General features: G+C 58.7%; 16 protein-coding genes and 1 tRNA gene. 5 read left to right on the top strand and 12 right to left on the bottom strand.

The window, feature by feature from the left end; genetic code table 11:
* The 10 genes from B7449_RS23540 to B7449_RS13215 all read right to left on the bottom strand — a co-directional run.
* Nucleotides 1–1,035: hypothetical protein (locus B7449_RS23540; RefSeq protein ID WP_048883691.1), on the bottom strand; the 1,035-nt coding region annotated here is incomplete at its 3' end.
* A 202-nt stretch (nucleotides 1,036–1,237) separates the two neighbouring features.
* Nucleotides 1,238–2,203, bottom strand: a complete 966-nt coding sequence (locus B7449_RS13260; RefSeq protein ID WP_373321526.1) for a glycosyltransferase family 2 protein — start codon at nucleotides 2,201–2,203, stop codon at nucleotides 1,238–1,240.
* A 319-nt stretch (nucleotides 2,204–2,522) separates the two neighbouring features.
* On the bottom strand, nucleotides 2,523–4,238 hold the full coding sequence (locus tag B7449_RS19830) for a hypothetical protein (protein ID WP_209426737.1): 1,716 nt from the start codon (nucleotides 4,236–4,238) through the stop codon (nucleotides 2,523–2,525).
* Nucleotides 4,239–5,099: 861 nt separating this feature from the next.
* Nucleotides 5,100–5,187 (bottom strand) — tRNA-Leu (locus B7449_RS13250).
* Between the two features lie 376 nt (nucleotides 5,188–5,563).
* A complete protein-coding gene (locus B7449_RS13245; RefSeq protein ID WP_039733301.1) occupies nucleotides 5,564–7,090 on the bottom strand; it encodes an efflux transporter outer membrane subunit in 1,527 nt (508 codons plus the stop codon).
* 16 nt (nucleotides 7,091–7,106) lie between these two features.
* Nucleotides 7,107–8,018 (bottom strand): HlyD family efflux transporter periplasmic adaptor subunit, encoded by a 912-nt coding sequence (locus tag B7449_RS13240; protein WP_039732570.1) that lies wholly within the window; start codon nucleotides 8,016–8,018, stop codon nucleotides 7,107–7,109.
* A 28-nt stretch (nucleotides 8,019–8,046) separates the two neighbouring features.
* Nucleotides 8,047–8,241, bottom strand: a complete 195-nt coding sequence (locus B7449_RS13235) for a DUF1656 domain-containing protein (protein WP_010510087.1) — start codon at nucleotides 8,239–8,241, stop codon at nucleotides 8,047–8,049.
* Between the two features lie 202 nt (nucleotides 8,242–8,443).
* Nucleotides 8,444–8,917 carry a MarR family winged helix-turn-helix transcriptional regulator gene (locus B7449_RS13225; protein ID WP_039732345.1) on the bottom strand — a complete coding sequence of 158 codons (474 nt, stop codon included), beginning with the start codon at nucleotides 8,915–8,917 and terminating at the stop codon, nucleotides 8,444–8,446.
* 180 nt (nucleotides 8,918–9,097) lie between these two features.
* Nucleotides 9,098–9,532 (bottom strand): hypothetical protein, encoded by a 435-nt coding sequence (locus B7449_RS13220; protein ID WP_039732346.1) that lies wholly within the window; start codon nucleotides 9,530–9,532, stop codon nucleotides 9,098–9,100.
* A 40-nt stretch (nucleotides 9,533–9,572) separates the two neighbouring features.
* The gene (locus B7449_RS13215) at nucleotides 9,573–9,830 is read right to left on the bottom strand and encodes a hypothetical protein (RefSeq protein WP_039732347.1); all 258 of its coding nucleotides are present in this window, start codon (nucleotides 9,828–9,830) and stop codon (nucleotides 9,573–9,575) included.
* A gap of 99 nt (nucleotides 9,831–9,929) precedes the next feature.
* Here B7449_RS13215 and B7449_RS13210 point away from each other — a divergent pair, with 99 nt between their 5' ends.
* From B7449_RS13210 to B7449_RS13190, 5 genes are all read left to right on the top strand, one after another.
* Nucleotides 9,930–11,045: a TOBE domain-containing protein gene (locus tag B7449_RS13210; RefSeq protein ID WP_039732348.1), complete on the top strand. Its 1,116-nt coding sequence runs from the start codon at nucleotides 9,930–9,932 to the stop codon at nucleotides 11,043–11,045.
* A 45-nt stretch (nucleotides 11,046–11,090) separates the two neighbouring features.
* On the top strand, nucleotides 11,091–12,119 hold the full coding sequence (locus B7449_RS13205; protein ID WP_039732349.1) for an extracellular solute-binding protein: 1,029 nt from the start codon (nucleotides 11,091–11,093) through the stop codon (nucleotides 12,117–12,119).
* Nucleotides 12,119–12,583 (top strand): hypothetical protein, encoded by a 465-nt coding sequence (locus tag B7449_RS13200; protein WP_199858303.1) that lies wholly within the window; start codon nucleotides 12,119–12,121, stop codon nucleotides 12,581–12,583. The genes B7449_RS13205 and B7449_RS13200 overlap by 1 nt, the downstream gene beginning before the upstream one ends.
* Nucleotides 12,584–12,617: 34 nt before the next feature.
* The gene (locus B7449_RS13195; protein WP_039736691.1) at nucleotides 12,618–13,109 is read left to right on the top strand and encodes a YcgN family cysteine cluster protein; all 492 of its coding nucleotides are present in this window, start codon (nucleotides 12,618–12,620) and stop codon (nucleotides 13,107–13,109) included.
* Between the two features lie 151 nt (nucleotides 13,110–13,260).
* Nucleotides 13,261–13,965, top strand: coding sequence for a M48 family metallopeptidase (locus B7449_RS13190; protein ID WP_039736690.1), 705 nt, complete (start codon nucleotides 13,261–13,263; stop codon nucleotides 13,963–13,965).
* A gap of 32 nt (nucleotides 13,966–13,997) precedes the next feature.
* On the opposite strand, the gene B7449_RS13185 is transcribed toward B7449_RS13190, so the two are convergent.
* Both B7449_RS13185 and B7449_RS13180 read right to left on the bottom strand, forming a co-directional pair.
* Nucleotides 13,998–14,801 (bottom strand): NAD kinase, encoded by an 804-nt coding sequence (locus B7449_RS13185; RefSeq protein WP_010515689.1) that lies wholly within the window; start codon nucleotides 14,799–14,801, stop codon nucleotides 13,998–14,000.
* Entirely contained in the window at nucleotides 14,798–15,649 is an 852-nt protein-coding gene (locus B7449_RS13180; RefSeq protein WP_039736689.1) for a carbon-nitrogen hydrolase family protein, read from the bottom strand. Before B7449_RS13180 ends, B7449_RS13185 begins: the two co-directional genes overlap by 4 nt.
* Between the last annotated feature and the right edge of the window lie 71 nt (nucleotides 15,650–15,720).

Raw genomic sequence — 15,720 nt, 5'->3', positions numbered from 1 at the left:
AGGAGCAGGAGCAGGAGCAGGAGCAGGAGCAGGAGCAGGAGCAGAGCTGGCCTGCTGCTCCTGTGTAGCTGCTGAAGGTTGTGGCACTGCGGAGGAGGTTGTGGTGGGTGCCGGGGCCGGTGTTGAAGATGGCGTGCTGCCTGCAGGCGGAGATGCGGTGGCGGCAAGGAACTGGGCGAAGCTGTCCTGAATCCTTTGCGCCGCTGCCGGATCGGACAGCAGGGCATTGGGATCGGACGAGTCCACGACAATGACCCGATCACCTTCCAGCGGGGTGGGGATGTGGTTTGCCCCCAGCAATGCCCGCACGGCGCGGGCTTTCTGCGGATCATCCTGTTGCGTGATCAGGTCCAGCTGACGGTCCAGCAGGCCATGACGGTCAATGAAGCTGTTGACGCGCGCGGGGATGCGGATGCACCCTTCGGAATCCGCCTGTCCCAGTCGCGATTCAAGGAAGGTGGGATCGGTTGCATGCATTTCCAGGCGCACGACCGCCACGGCCCCCTTGCGGCGCCAGTCCTCTGTCGTCTGCCAGCCGAAATCCCATACACGCATGCCTTTTTCGCCGTTGCCGCGAATGCCATGCTCGTTTTTCGTTCCCTGGGCGCGATAACCGTAAATCTGCCCGTCATTGAAAAATATGCCAGCGGGCGTGCGGAAATGTTCTTTCCGGCCCGGCCTGCCCGTGCTGACTGACACCATGCCCAGTGGTAAAAGCCGGTGCGCGGCCGGATCCGTCAGCACGATCCACATCAGTTGAACGGCGGGGGCCCGGTCCACGATCAGGACGACTTCCTCCTCCTGTGGCCATTCGGCGGTATGATCGAGTATATCCGTCGCCAGCGCCACGGCGCGCTGGGTCTGGCGTGGGCGTGGGCGGGTCGCCTGCGCGCCCAGTTCCTGCTGTATGTCATGCCGCAGCATGATTGCGGCATCAGGCAGGGCGGTGGCATGGGCCTGCATGGCGGCATCTGTCATGAATACGGTGATCAGGGGCAGGGCGCGAAACCAGATCAGGCGTAGTGAAAGCATCATGCAGGCGGCGTACCTTGGGCAAGAAAAGACAAGCGCATCCTTATACCGTATTTAGGTCTGCCTGCGCAGCGTGGCGGCACGCCGCCCACGGCATGGCCTCCCTGCATGTAATCGCCCCGGGTCTGGCGAAGGGTAAAACGTCGGAGGACGAAACCGGGTTTCCCGTCTGGATCGCCTGCCTCGGCCCATATGCGCGTACTGGTCAGTTGCTGGCGACAAGGTCCATGGCAGTCAGGGAACGGGCCGTATCATATAACGTAGGGGAAGGCTGGGCGAGATAGGCCAGCCGTTTTGCTTCCGTGCGGGCCAGATAGACGACGTCCAGAATCAGCCCGCAGGTAAAGGACAGTGCCGACAGGATGATAAAACCTGTCGCCAGGAGCGCAGTGGGAAGACGTGGAACAAGCCCCGTATGAAGCCAGCCGATAATGACCGGCATGCCGGCCATAAGGGAAAGACATAACAGGACCACAGCGACAGTGGAAAAGAATACCAAAGGCCGTTCAAGCTTTATGAGGTTGAAGATCAGGGCCATGATCCTGAACCCGTCTTTCCATGTGTTCAGCTTGGATTGCGATCCTGTCGGCCGTTCGAAATAGCGTGTCCGGATTTCCCCGATCGGCATGCGGAGATCGAGGGCATGAATGGAAAATTCCGTCTCGGTTTCAAACCCGCTTGAAAGAGCGGGAAAGGATTTGACGAAACGGCGAGAGAATACCCTGTAGCCGGACAGGATATCCGATATTCTTTTTCCGAATACGGATCTTACAAGCAGGGTAAAGATCTTGTTGCCCAGAACATGTCCGGGCCGGTAGGCCGTCGTGGCGGTACTGACGCGTGCGCCATTGACCATGTCGAGGCCGTTGCCGGATGCCAGTGCAAGCATTTCCGGTGCCGCGGCGGCATCGTAAGTCGCATCACCATCCACCAGGATATAGAAATCAGCGTCAATGTCCGCAAACATGCGACGGACGACATTTCCTTTGCCCGGCATGCTCTCCTGGCGCACGATAGCACCGGCGTCCAGTGCCCTGCGGACGGTATTATCGGTTGAATTGTTGTCATATACATAGACAACGGCATCCGGCAGATATTTCCTGAAATCGGAGACAACCTGGAATACGGTTGTTTCTTCATTATAGCAGGGGACAAGAACCACGACAGACATGGTATTCTTATTCTTTATTGAAATAAAATCCGTCATGGCAATCCAGAAACTAACAGGGAAATTCTTCAGTAAAAGAGCGTAAGGTCCGCTATCCTGAAATAAACATGGTAAGATCAACTAAGGGCCTGATATAGCCGAACGGATGGATAAAAAAAATACCATGAATTGAATTCATGTTAAATTTTAAAGAGATAAATAAAAAATTATATACCAGATATACTCATCGTATATAAATGTGATGGCATAAATTAAAAAATGCCATCACGCGATATATCAATGTGTATGGTCTGGATATTGTACTATGCGACGCCATGAACCATTACGGTATGGAATACAGGTTTCGCCATGAAGCTGTGTTTTTTGTTATGGATAATTCACACAGGCCAGGTAAAAAATTGTGAGAAGAGGCATAGTGAATTGCTCTTACTGCAATATCCGTAACGCCGGGAACTCCATTGTAAGGTGAACTGAAGTCCCAATCCGGGGGATTGAAGGTGGAAAATCCCATTGGGGTCGGGATATGTGCCAGTTCAGAATACAGCATGGCAAAACTATTGCCATGATAAAGGTCATATCCACTATCTGGGACAGCTGGCGGTGTGTCTGCTACCACGAATGTCTGACATTGGGCGGGTTTCTCTGGAACGCTGTCATAAAGCGCCTGCTCCCTGTTCAGGGAGAGCCCCAGAACAGGAGAAAAATTCACCTGTTCACAGACGACAATGACCAGAAGGACTGTTGTCAGCACATATTGCCTGCGTCGCAGCAGAAAATCGCAGGCAAGTGAAAGCGCGATACATAACGGGAGGGTTTCATACAGGAAAAACCGACTGACGACCCGCAATCCTTTTGCGCCCGGCACAAGATGGAAGACCAGTCGCCACAGTGAAAGTGGCCCGAGTTTGAAACAGAGCAGCAGAATAATAATATTCGTAACCGAGAATATCAGCCATATCGTTCTGCTGTAACGTGCGGTTCCATATCGTGTGCCAGCCCAGGCGCCCCAGAAGGCCAGGGCGAGGGTAACAGGTGGAAATCCGACCAGAAGTTCACTGAAATGGTAAGGTGTGCGCAGCACAAGGTCTTTGCCCAGCCCCCACTGTCCAATCTGGTTGAGAATGGAAATGGCAAATATGACCCCTCCGTTCCAGTGTCCTATATGAAGTAAATCATAAGGATGTGGCAGATAGGCATAGGTTTCTTCCCACGAATGCATGCCGGTTTCGTGGGCCTTGCTTAGGTAAACATAAAGGAATGGAACCATGAATATAACAAAAGAAGACAGAAGAACGCAATAATATGGGCATAGTTTAATCATATCGCTGAATACAGGTTTTATGTTTCCCCGTATGCATGCGATCATGAAAATCGTTGTCAAAAGCATGCAGATGGAAAATATAAAGAACCACAGGATGTAATAACCTGTCATGAAGCATGCGGCACATAATGCACTACAGCATAAAGAATAAATATAAGAACGTTTTATATTTCCAGAAATATAATTTTCACGTGATATGTAGAAAAGAATGATCAGCGCTGGTATGAAGTATATCATTAATATCTGGATATGATGTGCGGAATTTATCCATATATTATTTGATGTTACAAATATAAATGCACCGAATATTGATGAAATAAATTGAAACCTGAATACGGTGCGACACATGATATAAAAAAGACAGAACCCGATAATATGAAGGAAAATGCCGGTCACATCATTGGAAATGAATGGATTTTTTGTAAAAATTTGACTGATACTGTATAAAATACCAAATAAAAAGTATCCATCATTATAGCCAAGGGTTTTCAGATATGGGAAGAAGTATTGAGTAGAACTCCACGTTTCACCATTGAAGAAGACATTTTTCCAATGATGTAATATGGAAATTTCTATAACAGTATCATAATCATCTCCAAACAGGACAGAGAACTGGTTTATGATTTGATATCGGTAGCAGATGACCAGTGACATGAGTATGGATACGACCAGAAAACTCAGTTTCTGGAGTGCATGCCTCCGGATAAACCCACTCACGTTTCTCTCCATACTGATTTTTATCTTTCGATGTGCATCGCAAAATTATACACTTCTGGCAATAAAATATCTGAATTACGGATAAAAGACTTTCTTGATTACATTATTAAATTTTCAATGAAGTGCTAACTTATTTATACGGTATTTGGCGCAAAAGAATGTTCTGGCTGTTACGATTCACTGTAGTTTCTGGCCGGATATTTTTTTGGAAATCTACTGGTTTTGCACATAATCCAGGATTGAAAGGTGAATACCACAGCAGAATAGCTAAGTGACCAGAATGGCGCGTAAGATGAAACGCGACTGACCGGATTGATAAACAACGGAAGCGCATGGTGCGCCTGCTTCCCGATGCCCCGTCATGATCGACCGTTTTTGTAAGATCATCGGTATCCGCTCTATCCTGTTCACTCAGGTTGCGGTTGGAAGATACTGCCGGTTCATTCTGTGCTATGTAAGGCGATCGACTGTTATTTACGCAGTCTGATACATCATTTTTATTTCCAGATCAGTCATGAAGCTGCAGGACGTGAAGCTAACCTATCTGATGGTGCCAGTGACAGGTACGGGATCAGGGGCAAAAACGCGAGGATCATTGATCATACATGCCAGATTGCGCTTGATCTGTTCATCCTGCCCCATGGCTTTTCCTGCTGTCATTATGCAATCCTGACCGGATTTTGCAGATGTCCTGCTTTCCATGAAACGAGCAGAAACGCGACGACGAAAATAGTAACCAGATTTGTCTTTGGGTAAGGTTTTCCCAGCCCCATGCGATGGCTTCGGTGGAGCAGTATACGTAGCAGATCCAGGTCCGGATTGCAGAAATTTGGAAAATAAAAATTAAATCAATGTGTTGCGTGGTGCGAGCTGCGGGACTCGAACCCGCACGCCCTGTTGCGGGCGCAAGATTTTAAGTCTCGTGCGTCTACCATTCCGCCAAGCTCGCATATGCTGACCTGTTTAGCATATGCGTGACACAGGACAATCATCCGACATGATTTTATTGAATTAAGTGATAGGTATCCCTCTCTCTACGGATCGCAACTGCCTGCTGCCTCTTATAAAGGCGGGAGCCTGTCATTCTGGCAGGGTACGGCAAAAGCCATGCCCACAGATCACATTGCGTTTGTCGGGGGACGATCTATGCGTCTGTTCTTCCCCGTATCTCTGCGTTACTTCGCAAAGACATGTGATATTTTAAAATTGAGGGCAACGGGTTTGAGGCCCTTTTCCCTGCCCCTGTCGCGGGTAAATCAGACAGAGGCAGGGCAGGGGCATGCCCTGCTGGCCACACGCCATAGTGGGCCAGCCGGTAGAAAGCTTTACTGCTGGAAAGCCCGTGCCAGAATATTCTGTTTTTCCAGCGAGACAGGCAGGGTGGTGTTGGTCAGGGCAATACCCTGCCAGCCCGCGCCAAGTGCCGTGTAAAGGTTGATGGCATCCTGCAGGCGTTCCAGCCGTGCCATGGCCTCGGCATTCTGCGCGTTCAGGGTCGTGCGTTCGGTTGTCAGTACTTCCAGGAAGCCGACAAGACCGGCAGCATACAACTTGCGCGCACGCTCGCTGGCCAATGCGCTGTCTTCTGCGGCCTTGGCCAGCAGTTCGGTGTGTTCTTCATCATCATGCCATGCGGCCATCGCATCCTCGACTTCCTTGAAGCCGTTCAGGACGGACTGACGATAGGCCAGTCGGCTGGCTTCGGCCGCAGCCTGCGCCATGCGGATCTGGGAGGTATATTTTCCGCCATGCATCAGCGGCAGGGACGCCATCATCAGGAACTGCCAGCTCATGCCCCCCATCTGGAACACCTGATACAGGGCCGATGCATTGGGGTTGAAGTTCAGCGGAATGGTAAAGTTCGGATAAAGCTGGGCGACGGCCACGCCAATGCGCGCCGTAGCTTCGGCATAGGTACGTTCGGCCTTGCGGATGTCAGGACGGTTGGCAATGACCATGGAGGGCAGGGTGGACGGGAATTCCGGCACCGGCGGCAGTGGTTTGGCCACCTTCAGTTCCAGTTCCGACGTGCCGGGCATCTGTCCCATCAGCACGTCAATCGCATGCGTTATCTGGGAGATATGGGTCTTCAGCGGCTCACGTGCCGCCGTCTGCGAATCCAGCTCCGCCTTGGCCTGCGCGATCTGCATGGTGTTACCCACGCCCTCCAGGTACAGGCGGTTGGTCAGGTCATAGGCATCCTGCGCCACATGGATGTTGTTGTTGGCGATTTCCAGCCGCAGCTGCTGGTCACGCAGCATCATGTAGTCACCGGCCAGTTCGGACAGCATCATCACCATCACGGCACGACGGTCCTCGATCGATTCCTCGACCGCGCGATTTTCAGCTTCCACGCTGCGGCGGATGCGACCGAACACGTCAATCTGCCAGCTCGCGCTGAACCCGTAGCCCAGATAGGCGGCCTGTGGCTGGTTTGCCGATCCGGCAGCCGTTCCCGGACGCAGCGGCCAGTTATCGATATTGATCGAATACCGCACATTACCGGCGGATGCCTGCGTATCAACCTGCGGATACCACTGTGATGCCTGCACGTCGCGGATCGCGCGTTCGGCCATGATCCGCTGGCCTGCGACCTGCAGGTTGTAGTTCCCCGCGATCGCCTTATCCACCAGCTTGTCGAGTTCCGGATCCTTGAAGAGGTGCCACCACTCCTTCAGCTCCTTGTTGGTTTCCTCGATCTCTTCCTTGGTGGCGGCGTGGTCGTCCTCGGTAAACTTGGCCGGGGGTTTCATCCGGTCGGGCTGGTAGCGGGGGCCTACCGTACAACCGGCCAGGAAAATGGCCGATGTCAGGAACAGGCCGGTCCGGCGGGTAACTGCGTTGATGTTCATGATCGTGCCCGGCGCCTTACAGGTGGTCTTGCAGCCATGTCGTCAGACGGCCGCGTTGGGTACGTGACTGGGGACCGACGCTGATCGTGGCGGTCATGCCGGCCGCCAGTGTCACGCTGTCAGGCACATGGTCCAGATGGATACGGACCGGGATACGCTGCGCCAGTCGCACCCATGTGAAGATCGGGCTGACGTCCTGCAGTCCCAGCCCGTCGGGCCTGCCATTCTGGTCATTGATGCCGCGGGCGATACTGACGACATGGCCGGGCAGGATGTCCTTGTAGCCCATCAGCTTGACGCGTGCCTCGTCCCCTACGTGCACGCCCCACATCTTCGTTTCCTCGAAGTAGCCGTTGACCCAGTAGGAATCGGCGTCGATCACGGCCAGTCGCGCATGACCTTCCGTGACGTAGTCACCCACCCGCAGGTTCAGGTTGGTGATGTTGCCGTTGACCGGGGAATACAGGATGGAGCGCTGGAGGTTCAGCTTTGCCAGGTCAAGGGCCGCGCGCGCCGCGTCAACCGACGCGATCTGCGTTGCCACGTTCGAGTTGAAGACTTCCTGTTCTTCCGCCGACACGATGCCGCCCAGTCCCATACGGCGGCGTGCGTCATTCTGCTTGAGCTTCAGGTCTTCCAGCGCACCGTCCAGACGGGCCTGCGCCTCGCGGATGGCCAGGCGGAAACGCACGGGGTCAAGCACGAACAAAGGATCGCCCCGGTGTACGAACTGGTTGTCGACCACAGGCAGCTGCACCACCGTTCCCGATACTTCCGGCGCCACGTCCACGACATAGACGCGGACACGTCCGTCACGTGTCCAGGGGGCGATCATGTAGGTGTCCCACAAGGTGACGCCCATGACGGCGGCCATTATCACGACAGCCAGAGTCAGGACCACACGGATCAGGGTGCGAAGGAGTGGCATGGGGATTTCTCGAACCTTCTTGGGACAGTCAGATGTACAGGATCATCAGGCAGAGGACGCAAGTGTATAGCGCAACCTCGAACAGGGCGAGATGCCAGAACCATTTCATTATGCCGCACCACCATAACAGTGATCGCAGCAGCATGGTGACGGGCAGGGCGGCGACGGCATAGACGACAATCGGTGCCATGAAGACACCGAAGAGGTTGAATTCGCTCAGCATCAGGCGGTTCTCATTCCGAACGGTCCCGTTGAAGGAGAAGCAGGCGCGGGCAGGCCATCCCTGTCCGCCGCTATCTGTAGCCGACCAGACGCATGGAAGAAACCGGCAAAGGGAACAAACCGCACGGATGTCGCATCCCCAGCCGGGAACGCCCGCCATATGGCGGGTGGCGTCGGGGAAGGTTGCGGAAGGGAAAGGTGGATCATGCCTGTTCCCCGGCAGGCGCGCTGGCACGCTGGCACAGGTTGGCTTCGATCCGTTCAAAGACGGAATAGCATGCCTGCAGTTCCGGCGTGGAGATGCCCTGCAGCAGGCGGTTGGATACGGCTTCGACCGCATGGCGGACCTGACGGGCGGTGCGTTCGCCCTTTTCCGTCAGGCTGACCAGTTTGGACCGTTTGTCTTCGCTGTCGGGGGAACGGAACACCAGGTCGCGGCGTTCCAGTACATCAAGCAGGCGCGCAACGGACGGGGCTTCGATTTCAAGGGCGCGGACAAGGTCGGTCTGGCGCACCGGCGGGGGCAGCAGGCCAAGGTACAGCACCGGCCGCCATGTCGCTTCCGTCAGGCCGTATTCGTGCAGGTCACGATCAACCTGCCGACGCCACGCGGCGCCAAGCCGGGCGAGACGGCGACCGAACGACAGTTCCTTCTCGTTGCGCTCCAAATCGGACATTCTGTTCCGCCAGCATGGACATACAGTTATTAAGCATGCAAACCATTTGCGTGCTTAGTATCTTCGTAAGCTGCACGTTTCCAGAAAACGACAATGTGAGCCAATGCAATTTCAGCATGGATACTATCTGGCAATGACGTAGATCATTGCCAGATAGTTCGGGCCGGTGGCCCGGGCGGGTTATTTCCCGCGGCCTGTCATGGCTTTGAACAGGTTCCACACCGCCCGGCCGGTATGGCGGGTCAGCGGACCCGCAACCGTGGTGGCCACGGCGGACAGGGCCACGGTCTGCCGCAGTTCGTTCAGGGCGTGTTCACGTGCGAATCGCACGCGGATCTCCTCCGGTGTCATGTAGGAGCGCCGGCCCATGACCAGCCCCATGATGACCACCACAACGTCCGCACCGAATACGGCGGCGGCCGAACCAAGGGCGCTGAAGCCCAGTGTCTGGTAACAGAAGGCCCACAGCAGCCCATGGCCCGAAATAACCGCAAAGAAGGCAAAGATGGCTGCTACAACCAGGAATGCGGCCTGACGACCAAGACGGATCGCCATCAGCTTGCGTAGGGTCAGTTCCCCCTCAACGATGGTTTTGCCGATTTCGCCTATTCTCATGATGCTCGCGTATCCTCTGGTTGCAGCAGGCTAGAAAGCCTTATTTCGTTGCGCGGCCAAGAAAATAGCCGATCACCGAGAAAATGGCGATAGCAACAAGAGAACGAGCGCGTGAACCGCTCTTTTTGGGTGCATGTTCCGCAAGGTTTTCACGCGCCTGGCCCGCCAGCTGCTCGGCCTTGCTGGCAACATCGTGCAGTGCCTGTTTGCCATGCGTGTGCAGCAGGTTTTCGATGTGACCCTTCAGGGCCTGAAGGTCTTCTTGCGTGACGTGCTTGATTGTTTCTGTCTTGCTCATGATCGTTTCCTTTGGGACGGATGAAGTCAATAACCCTCTGGTAAGGAGGCAACCATTGCTTATAACGCGTTATCTCCCCAGTCAGGTTTCTGTTATCGCATGTCTCCTTTCTCCATACGGCTGGTTGTCAACGCACTCCGGGCCTTTTCCGGTGCGCCGGACCTGTCTTTTTCCGCAATGGCGGGTAAGTGCCTGGCGGTTGTGAACGACCGGGCCGACTGCCTGCGGGTGCTGGCGGACATGCTGGCGGGGCATGCGCCCACGTTCGGGGGGCAGGTCACGGTCGACGGTGTGGACGTGACCGCCGCGCCACCGGGGCTGCGGTCCTGCGCGCTGGTGGGCTGGCGTGACCCGCTGTTCGCGCACATGACGGTTCAGGCCAACCTGGCCTTCGCGCTGCGGGCGCGTGGCGAGGGACAGCACGCCGTGGCGGCACGCGTGCGTGCGGCGCTTGCCCTGCTGGGGCTGGACGGGCTGGAACAGGCCCGCCCCGACACCCTTTCGCCCGAGCAGGCACTGCGTGTCATGATCGGGCGCGCGCTGGTGTTCGAACCGCCCGTTCTGGTGCTGGAGGACCCGTTCACGCCCCTGCCGCCCGCGGGCCGCGTGGCCATGCGGCGTCTGGTTGGACGACTGGTGCGCGCGCGTGGCCTGTGCGTGTTGCTGCTGACGCGTGAGCGTGAGGACGCGCTGCTGCTTGGTGACATGATCGGCTATATGGATGGCATGGAGATCGTGCAGCTTGGCACGGCGCTGGACCTGTTCGACCGTCCGGCATGCGACCGGGTCGCCACCGGCTTTGGCCACGCCAACAGCCTGACGGTGCGTGTGGCCGATGTCGTGGATGACGTGGCCGTGGCGCATCTGCCCGGTGGCCTGCCGGTTGAGGCCATGGCCGCCCCGGGGGTGGAGGCGGACCAGCTGGCCACGCTGTGCATCCGGCCGGACCGGATCGCGGTCATGTTCCCCTCGCGGCCCGGCATGGCGGGGGGGGCTGACCCCGACGGGCCGCCCGTGCTGGAGGCGACCCTGACGGACATGCGCCAGATGGGCGACCATGTGCTGCTGCGGTTCCGGCTGGCGAATGGGGAGGAACTGCTGGCGCGCCGTCCGCCCACCGCGGCCCTGCAGCGGGTGACGGCGGGGCAGGTGGCCATACTGGCCTGGCAGCCGGGACAGGCAATTGCCTTTCCGTTCCGGGGTGAAATGGGGTAGCGTCCGGCATCCTTTGCCCCTGCCTGAAAGGACTGTTTCCTGTCCGTGTTCCAGTTTGCGTTCCGTCCCCGTGTCCGTGCCGTCCTGTCCTGCCTGCTGGCGGCCGCATCCGTCCCCGCCGTGCTGCCTGCCCCGGCGGGTGCGGCGGTTCCCGTGCGGCACAGGGCCGCGCTTGTGGTGGCGAGTACGGAGTCGCAGCTTGGGCAGGCGCAGGATGCGGCTTTTCTGCAGCCTTTTGCGCGCAGCGCCCGGCAGCCGGTGGTGCGCAAGGCATGGAACGGGTCGCTGGCGGACCTCGACGCGCACGGCCTGCATGCGGGACGCGCGGGCACATGGTCGCTGGTCTTTGCCGAGGACAGCACCATTCGCGCCGCCTGCGTGGGGGCACTGGTCATTCACCTGGCCGGTAGCGCCACCAACCCCGATGGGTGTGGCGTGCCGGGACTGACCGCGCAGGTGGTGGTGGCATGGGACCAGACACGGCACAGGCCCGCGCCCCGCTGGGCCGATTTCTGGGATATCGTACGCTTTCCCGGCAAGCGTGGCCTGCGTCGCGATCCGCGAACCACGCTGGAAATCGCGCTTATGGCCGATGGCGTGGCGCCGGGCGATGTCTATAACCAGCTGGCCACTCCGCAGGGCGTGGACCGGGCCTTTCGCAAGCTGAGCCAGCTTCGCCCCTACATCACGTGGTGGTCCACCCCGACGGATGCCACCAGCATCCTTGAACGCGGGCAGGTGTTGATGAGCAGCGCGCCCGACGACGCGGTGCACAACATTTCCGCGCGACACAGGAACACGATCGGCATCAATACCGACATGGCGCTGTCCTATGGCCTGTCATGGGGTGTGGTGGCGGGACAGTCGGCCTTCCGGCTGGGGCAGGCGCGCAACCTGCTGCATTTTATTGTCCAGCCCGCGCAGCAGGCTGCGTTCCTTGCCCGCTATCCCGCCGCCACGCCATCTGATACGGCACATCCGCCCGTGGCGCTGCCGGTGGATGTACAGTTCTGGCAGGTGCATTATCCCGCACTGTCACAGCGCTTTGATACATGGTTGCGGGATGCGGGCTGATGCTGCCTGACCTTGGCATCCGTCCGGCTGGCCTGCTTGGGGTGGACGGGGCCTGTATCGCGCTGGGGCTGGTGGTTGCGTGCGGGCTGGTGCTGGCGGTGCATGTCGTGCTGTACCGCGCGTGGCCCGCGTGGTGCGTGCTGCTGCGTGGCATGATGCTGTCCCTTGTGCTGCCGGGGCTGGGTCTTGCGCTCTGGTGGCCACGGCTTGCGCATGGCGGCAGCATGGCGGGATGTGTCATGCAGGGACTGTGTATCGCCCCCGCCGCGATGTGGCCGCTGCTGCGGGTGCTGGACCGGATTCCGCCGGGCCTGTCGCGTACGGCCAGCGGACTGGGTGCGGATGCGAAAATGCGGCTCCGGCTGCTGTGGCTGCCGCTGCTGGGCCTGCCGGTGGCGGGGGTGGCGGCATTCTCCCTCGGCATGATCGTGCTGTGCGCCATGACAGCGGTGGGCGGCCAGTAAGGTTTTATGGATATGATACGGCAGGACCACGACCATGACAGATGAGACCCCGCCATTCTGGGAAACGACGCCCCTTGACCAGATGTCTTCTGCGCAGTGGGAGTCGCTGTGCGACGGGTGCGGGCGGTGCTGCCTGCACAAACTGCGCGAGGACGAGACCGACGAAGTCCTGTTTACCGATGTCGCATGCCGCCTGCTGGACACCACATCATGCCTGTGTACCGATTATGAACATCGGCAGCGCCGGGTGCAGGACTGTATCAGCCTGACGCCCCAGATGCTGGCGGATATCGACTGGCTGCCACCCACCTGCGGATACGTGCTGGTGCGTGATGGGGAACCGCTGCCATGGTGGCACCCGCTGGTGTCCGGCACCCGAGAGACGGTGCATGAGGCAGGCGTGTCCGTAAGTGGCCGGGTGATCAGTGAACGCAGGGCGGGCATGCTGGAAGACCACGTGGTTGACTGGCCGGGCGAAGCCCCACGCGATGCATTCTGTCGCACGCGTCCGCCCCGGCGCGGATAAAAATAGTAAAAGTTTCTGGATGCCCCTTTTTTCAAAAAGGCGGCGGTCTTTGAAGCTTCCTGCAAAAAGCTTCACCAGACACTTCCTTAATGAATTGAGCAGGACGTTTCATGGATGGACTTCTGAAACAGTCTTTCACGGCAGGGACGCGGTGACAGCCGGGACGGAGGTCGTGCCCATTGCGTCCGGACAGGTCACGGTAGGCTGGCGGGCATCGGGCCGGGCGCGGCGTATTTCCATGCGGATCGATCCGCGTAGCGGTCATGTCATCATCACCCTGCCGCGCGGGGCGCGCAGGGCGGATGGACTGGCGCTGCTGCGGGCGCATTCCGCATGGGTGGCGGCGGGTCTGTCGCGCCTGCCGCCGTCTGTGGAACTGCACCATGGCGGCCATGTCGTGCTGGATGGGCAGCGCCATGCAATCCATCACTGTCCCGATGCACGGCGTGGCGTATGGCTGGAGGAAGGACGGCTGCATGTCAGCGGGGCGGAGGAATTCGTCCCCCGCCGTGTCAGTGCCTATCTGCGCGCGCAGGCACAGGCCCGCCTGCCTGCCCGCCTGCGCGCGCAGGCCGAAGCCTGTGGCCTGAAACCGTCGCAGGTCAGGCTGCGTGATACGAAAAGCCGGTGGGGCAGCTGCTCATCCGATGGGTCGATCATGCTGTGCTGGCGGCTGGTCATGGCCCCGCTGGAGGTGCAGCATTACATCATCGCCCATGAACTTGCGCATCTGCGACACATGAATCATGGGCCGGATTTCTGGCTGCTGGTGGACCGGCTGACCCCCCACCGGCGTCAGGCTGAAAAATGGCTGCATGACAATGGCGCCAGCCTGCACCGGATCGCCCCGGCCTGATGGATCGTACTGAAAGTTTTTGGGAAAATCCCTTACGCGGTGAACTGTTCGGTTATGATCCGCTCCGACAGGCTCTGCCCCGGATCGAACAGCACGGTGGTCTGCAGTTCCCGCGCTTCGCTGATTTCAACGGAGATGACATCGCGCACTTCTGTAAAATCCGCCACGGCGGCCACGGGGCGCTTGTCGGTTTCCAGAATGTCGAAACAGACCTGCGCGGTGGAGGGCAGCAGCGCGCCACGCCACCGGCGCGGGCGGAATGCGCTGATGGGGGTCAGCGGCAGCAGGTTGGCCGATAGCGGCACGATCGGCCCGTGCGCGGACAGGTTGTAGGCAGTCGACCCAGCCGGAGTGGAAATCAGGACGCCATCGCATATCAGTTCGGGCAGGCGCACGCGCCCGTCCACCCCGATGCGGATTTTCGCCGCCTGCCGCGTCTGGCGAAACAGGAACACGTCGTTCAGCGCCAGGGCATGGATGCATCTGCCATCCATTGTCGTGGCCTTCATGCGCAGCGGATGCAGGATGGCGGTCTGTGCCGTGGCAAGGCGGGTGGGCAGGTCATCGGGCACGGCCGGGTTCATCAGGAACCCCACTGTCCCGCAGTTGATGCCATAGACCGGCAGGGGACGTCCCAGTGTCGTATGCAGCATTTCCAGCATGAAGCCATCGCCGCCCAGACAGACCAGTGCATCCGCCTCATCAGGCGGGCATTGCCCGTACTGTTCCACCAGCCGCTCCAGCCATTGCTGCGCGCTTTCGTTGGGGGCGGCGGCAAAGCTCAGCTTCGTGGGAAGGTACCCATCGGTCCAGCCGGGGTACGACATGTCATTCATGGGGTATGGATGGACAGGCGGTGATGCGCCATGACCGGCATGCGTTCACGGATGCTGTCGGTCACCGTGTGGTCAAGGCGCGCCGTGCTCCACCCCGGCCCGTCCGACACCTGGGCCACGACGGTGCCCCACGGGTCGATGATCATGGAATGGCCGTACGTGCGGCGCTTCTGGCCGTTTTCATCCGTATGGGTGCCGGTGGTGCCGCAGGCGACCATCCAGCATTGCGTTTCGATCGCGCGTGCGCGCAGCAGCGTTTCCCAGTGGGCCAGCCCCGTTTCCACCGTAAAGGCGGCAGGCACCAGCAGCACGTTCGCCCCCCGTGCCCGTAGTGCATGGAACAGGGCGGGGAAGCGGATATCGTAGCAGATGGCCAGCCCCGCCGTCAGGTCCGGCGAAAGCGGGGCGGTCACGATGTCGGAACCGGGTTCGTACGTATCGCTTTCACGGTATCCCTCGCCACCGGGGGTGGTGACGTCAAACAGGTGGATCTTGCGATAGCGCGCGCGTTCGCGCCCCTTTGCGTCAAACAGCAGGGAGGTGTTGAACAGCCTGTCGCCATGCCGTTCCCCTATGGACCCGCCATGGACGATCACCCCATGATCGCGCGCAAGATCCGACAGGAACCGGTACAGCGGCCCTGCTTCCCCCGTGCCATCGGGGGCGGGCAGGGCTTCGGCGGCCGCGAACTTCATGTCCCGTGTCCCGCCAAGGCAGCTCCACATTTCGGGCAGCATGACGAGGTCGGGCTTGTCCGCGCCAATGGCGGCGGTGATCAGGGCGCGGGCATGCTTGATATTTTCGGGCGCGGATGCGCCGGGCGCCATCTGGATGACAGTGGTGCGCATCAGGACAGGTACTCCGTGGGCATTGCGCCCCGACCATAGGACAGGCAGGCCCGCAGCCGCAACCGGTATGG

It is taken from the genome of Komagataeibacter intermedius TF2 (genome assembly GCF_000964425.1).
Taxonomy (GTDB): Bacteria; Pseudomonadota; Alphaproteobacteria; order Acetobacterales; family Acetobacteraceae; genus Komagataeibacter; species Komagataeibacter intermedius.
The sequence above is the reverse complement of the archived record's forward strand: the minus strand, read 5'-3'. Positions and strand labels throughout refer to the sequence as shown.

Excerpts from the sequence above, each read along its gene's own strand:
- B7449_RS13185 (WP_010515689.1), bottom strand. The coding sequence starts at position 14,801 with ATGAATGACATGTCGTACCCCGGCTGGACCGATGGGTACCTTCCCACG.
- B7449_RS13210 (WP_039732348.1), top strand. The coding sequence starts at position 9,930 with ATGTCTCCTTTCTCCATACGGCTGGTTGTCAACGCACTCCGGGCCTTT.
- B7449_RS13220 (WP_039732346.1), bottom strand. The coding sequence starts at position 9,532 with ATGAGAATAGGCGAAATCGGCAAAACCATCGTTGAGGGGGAACTGACC.
- B7449_RS13260 (WP_373321526.1), bottom strand. The coding sequence starts at position 2,203 with ATGTCTGTCGTGGTTCTTGTCCCCTGCTATAATGAAGAAACAACCGTA.
- B7449_RS13235 (WP_010510087.1), bottom strand. The coding sequence starts at position 8,241 with ATGCTGAGCGAATTCAACCTCTTCGGTGTCTTCATGGCACCGATTGTC.
- B7449_RS13240 (WP_039732570.1), bottom strand. The coding sequence starts at position 8,018 with ATGCCACTCCTTCGCACCCTGATCCGTGTGGTCCTGACTCTGGCTGTC.
- B7449_RS13195 (WP_039736691.1), top strand. The coding sequence starts at position 12,618 with ATGACAGATGAGACCCCGCCATTCTGGGAAACGACGCCCCTTGACCAG.
- B7449_RS13200 (WP_199858303.1), top strand. The coding sequence starts at position 12,119 with ATGCTGCCTGACCTTGGCATCCGTCCGGCTGGCCTGCTTGGGGTGGAC.
- B7449_RS13215 (WP_039732347.1), bottom strand. The coding sequence starts at position 9,830 with ATGAGCAAGACAGAAACAATCAAGCACGTCACGCAAGAAGACCTTCAG.
- B7449_RS13225 (WP_039732345.1), bottom strand. The coding sequence starts at position 8,917 with ATGTCCGATTTGGAGCGCAACGAGAAGGAACTGTCGTTCGGTCGCCGT.
- B7449_RS13180 (WP_039736689.1), bottom strand. The coding sequence starts at position 15,649 with ATGCGCACCACTGTCATCCAGATGGCGCCCGGCGCATCCGCGCCCGAA.
- B7449_RS13245 (WP_039733301.1), bottom strand. The coding sequence starts at position 7,090 with ATGAACATCAACGCAGTTACCCGCCGGACCGGCCTGTTCCTGACATCG.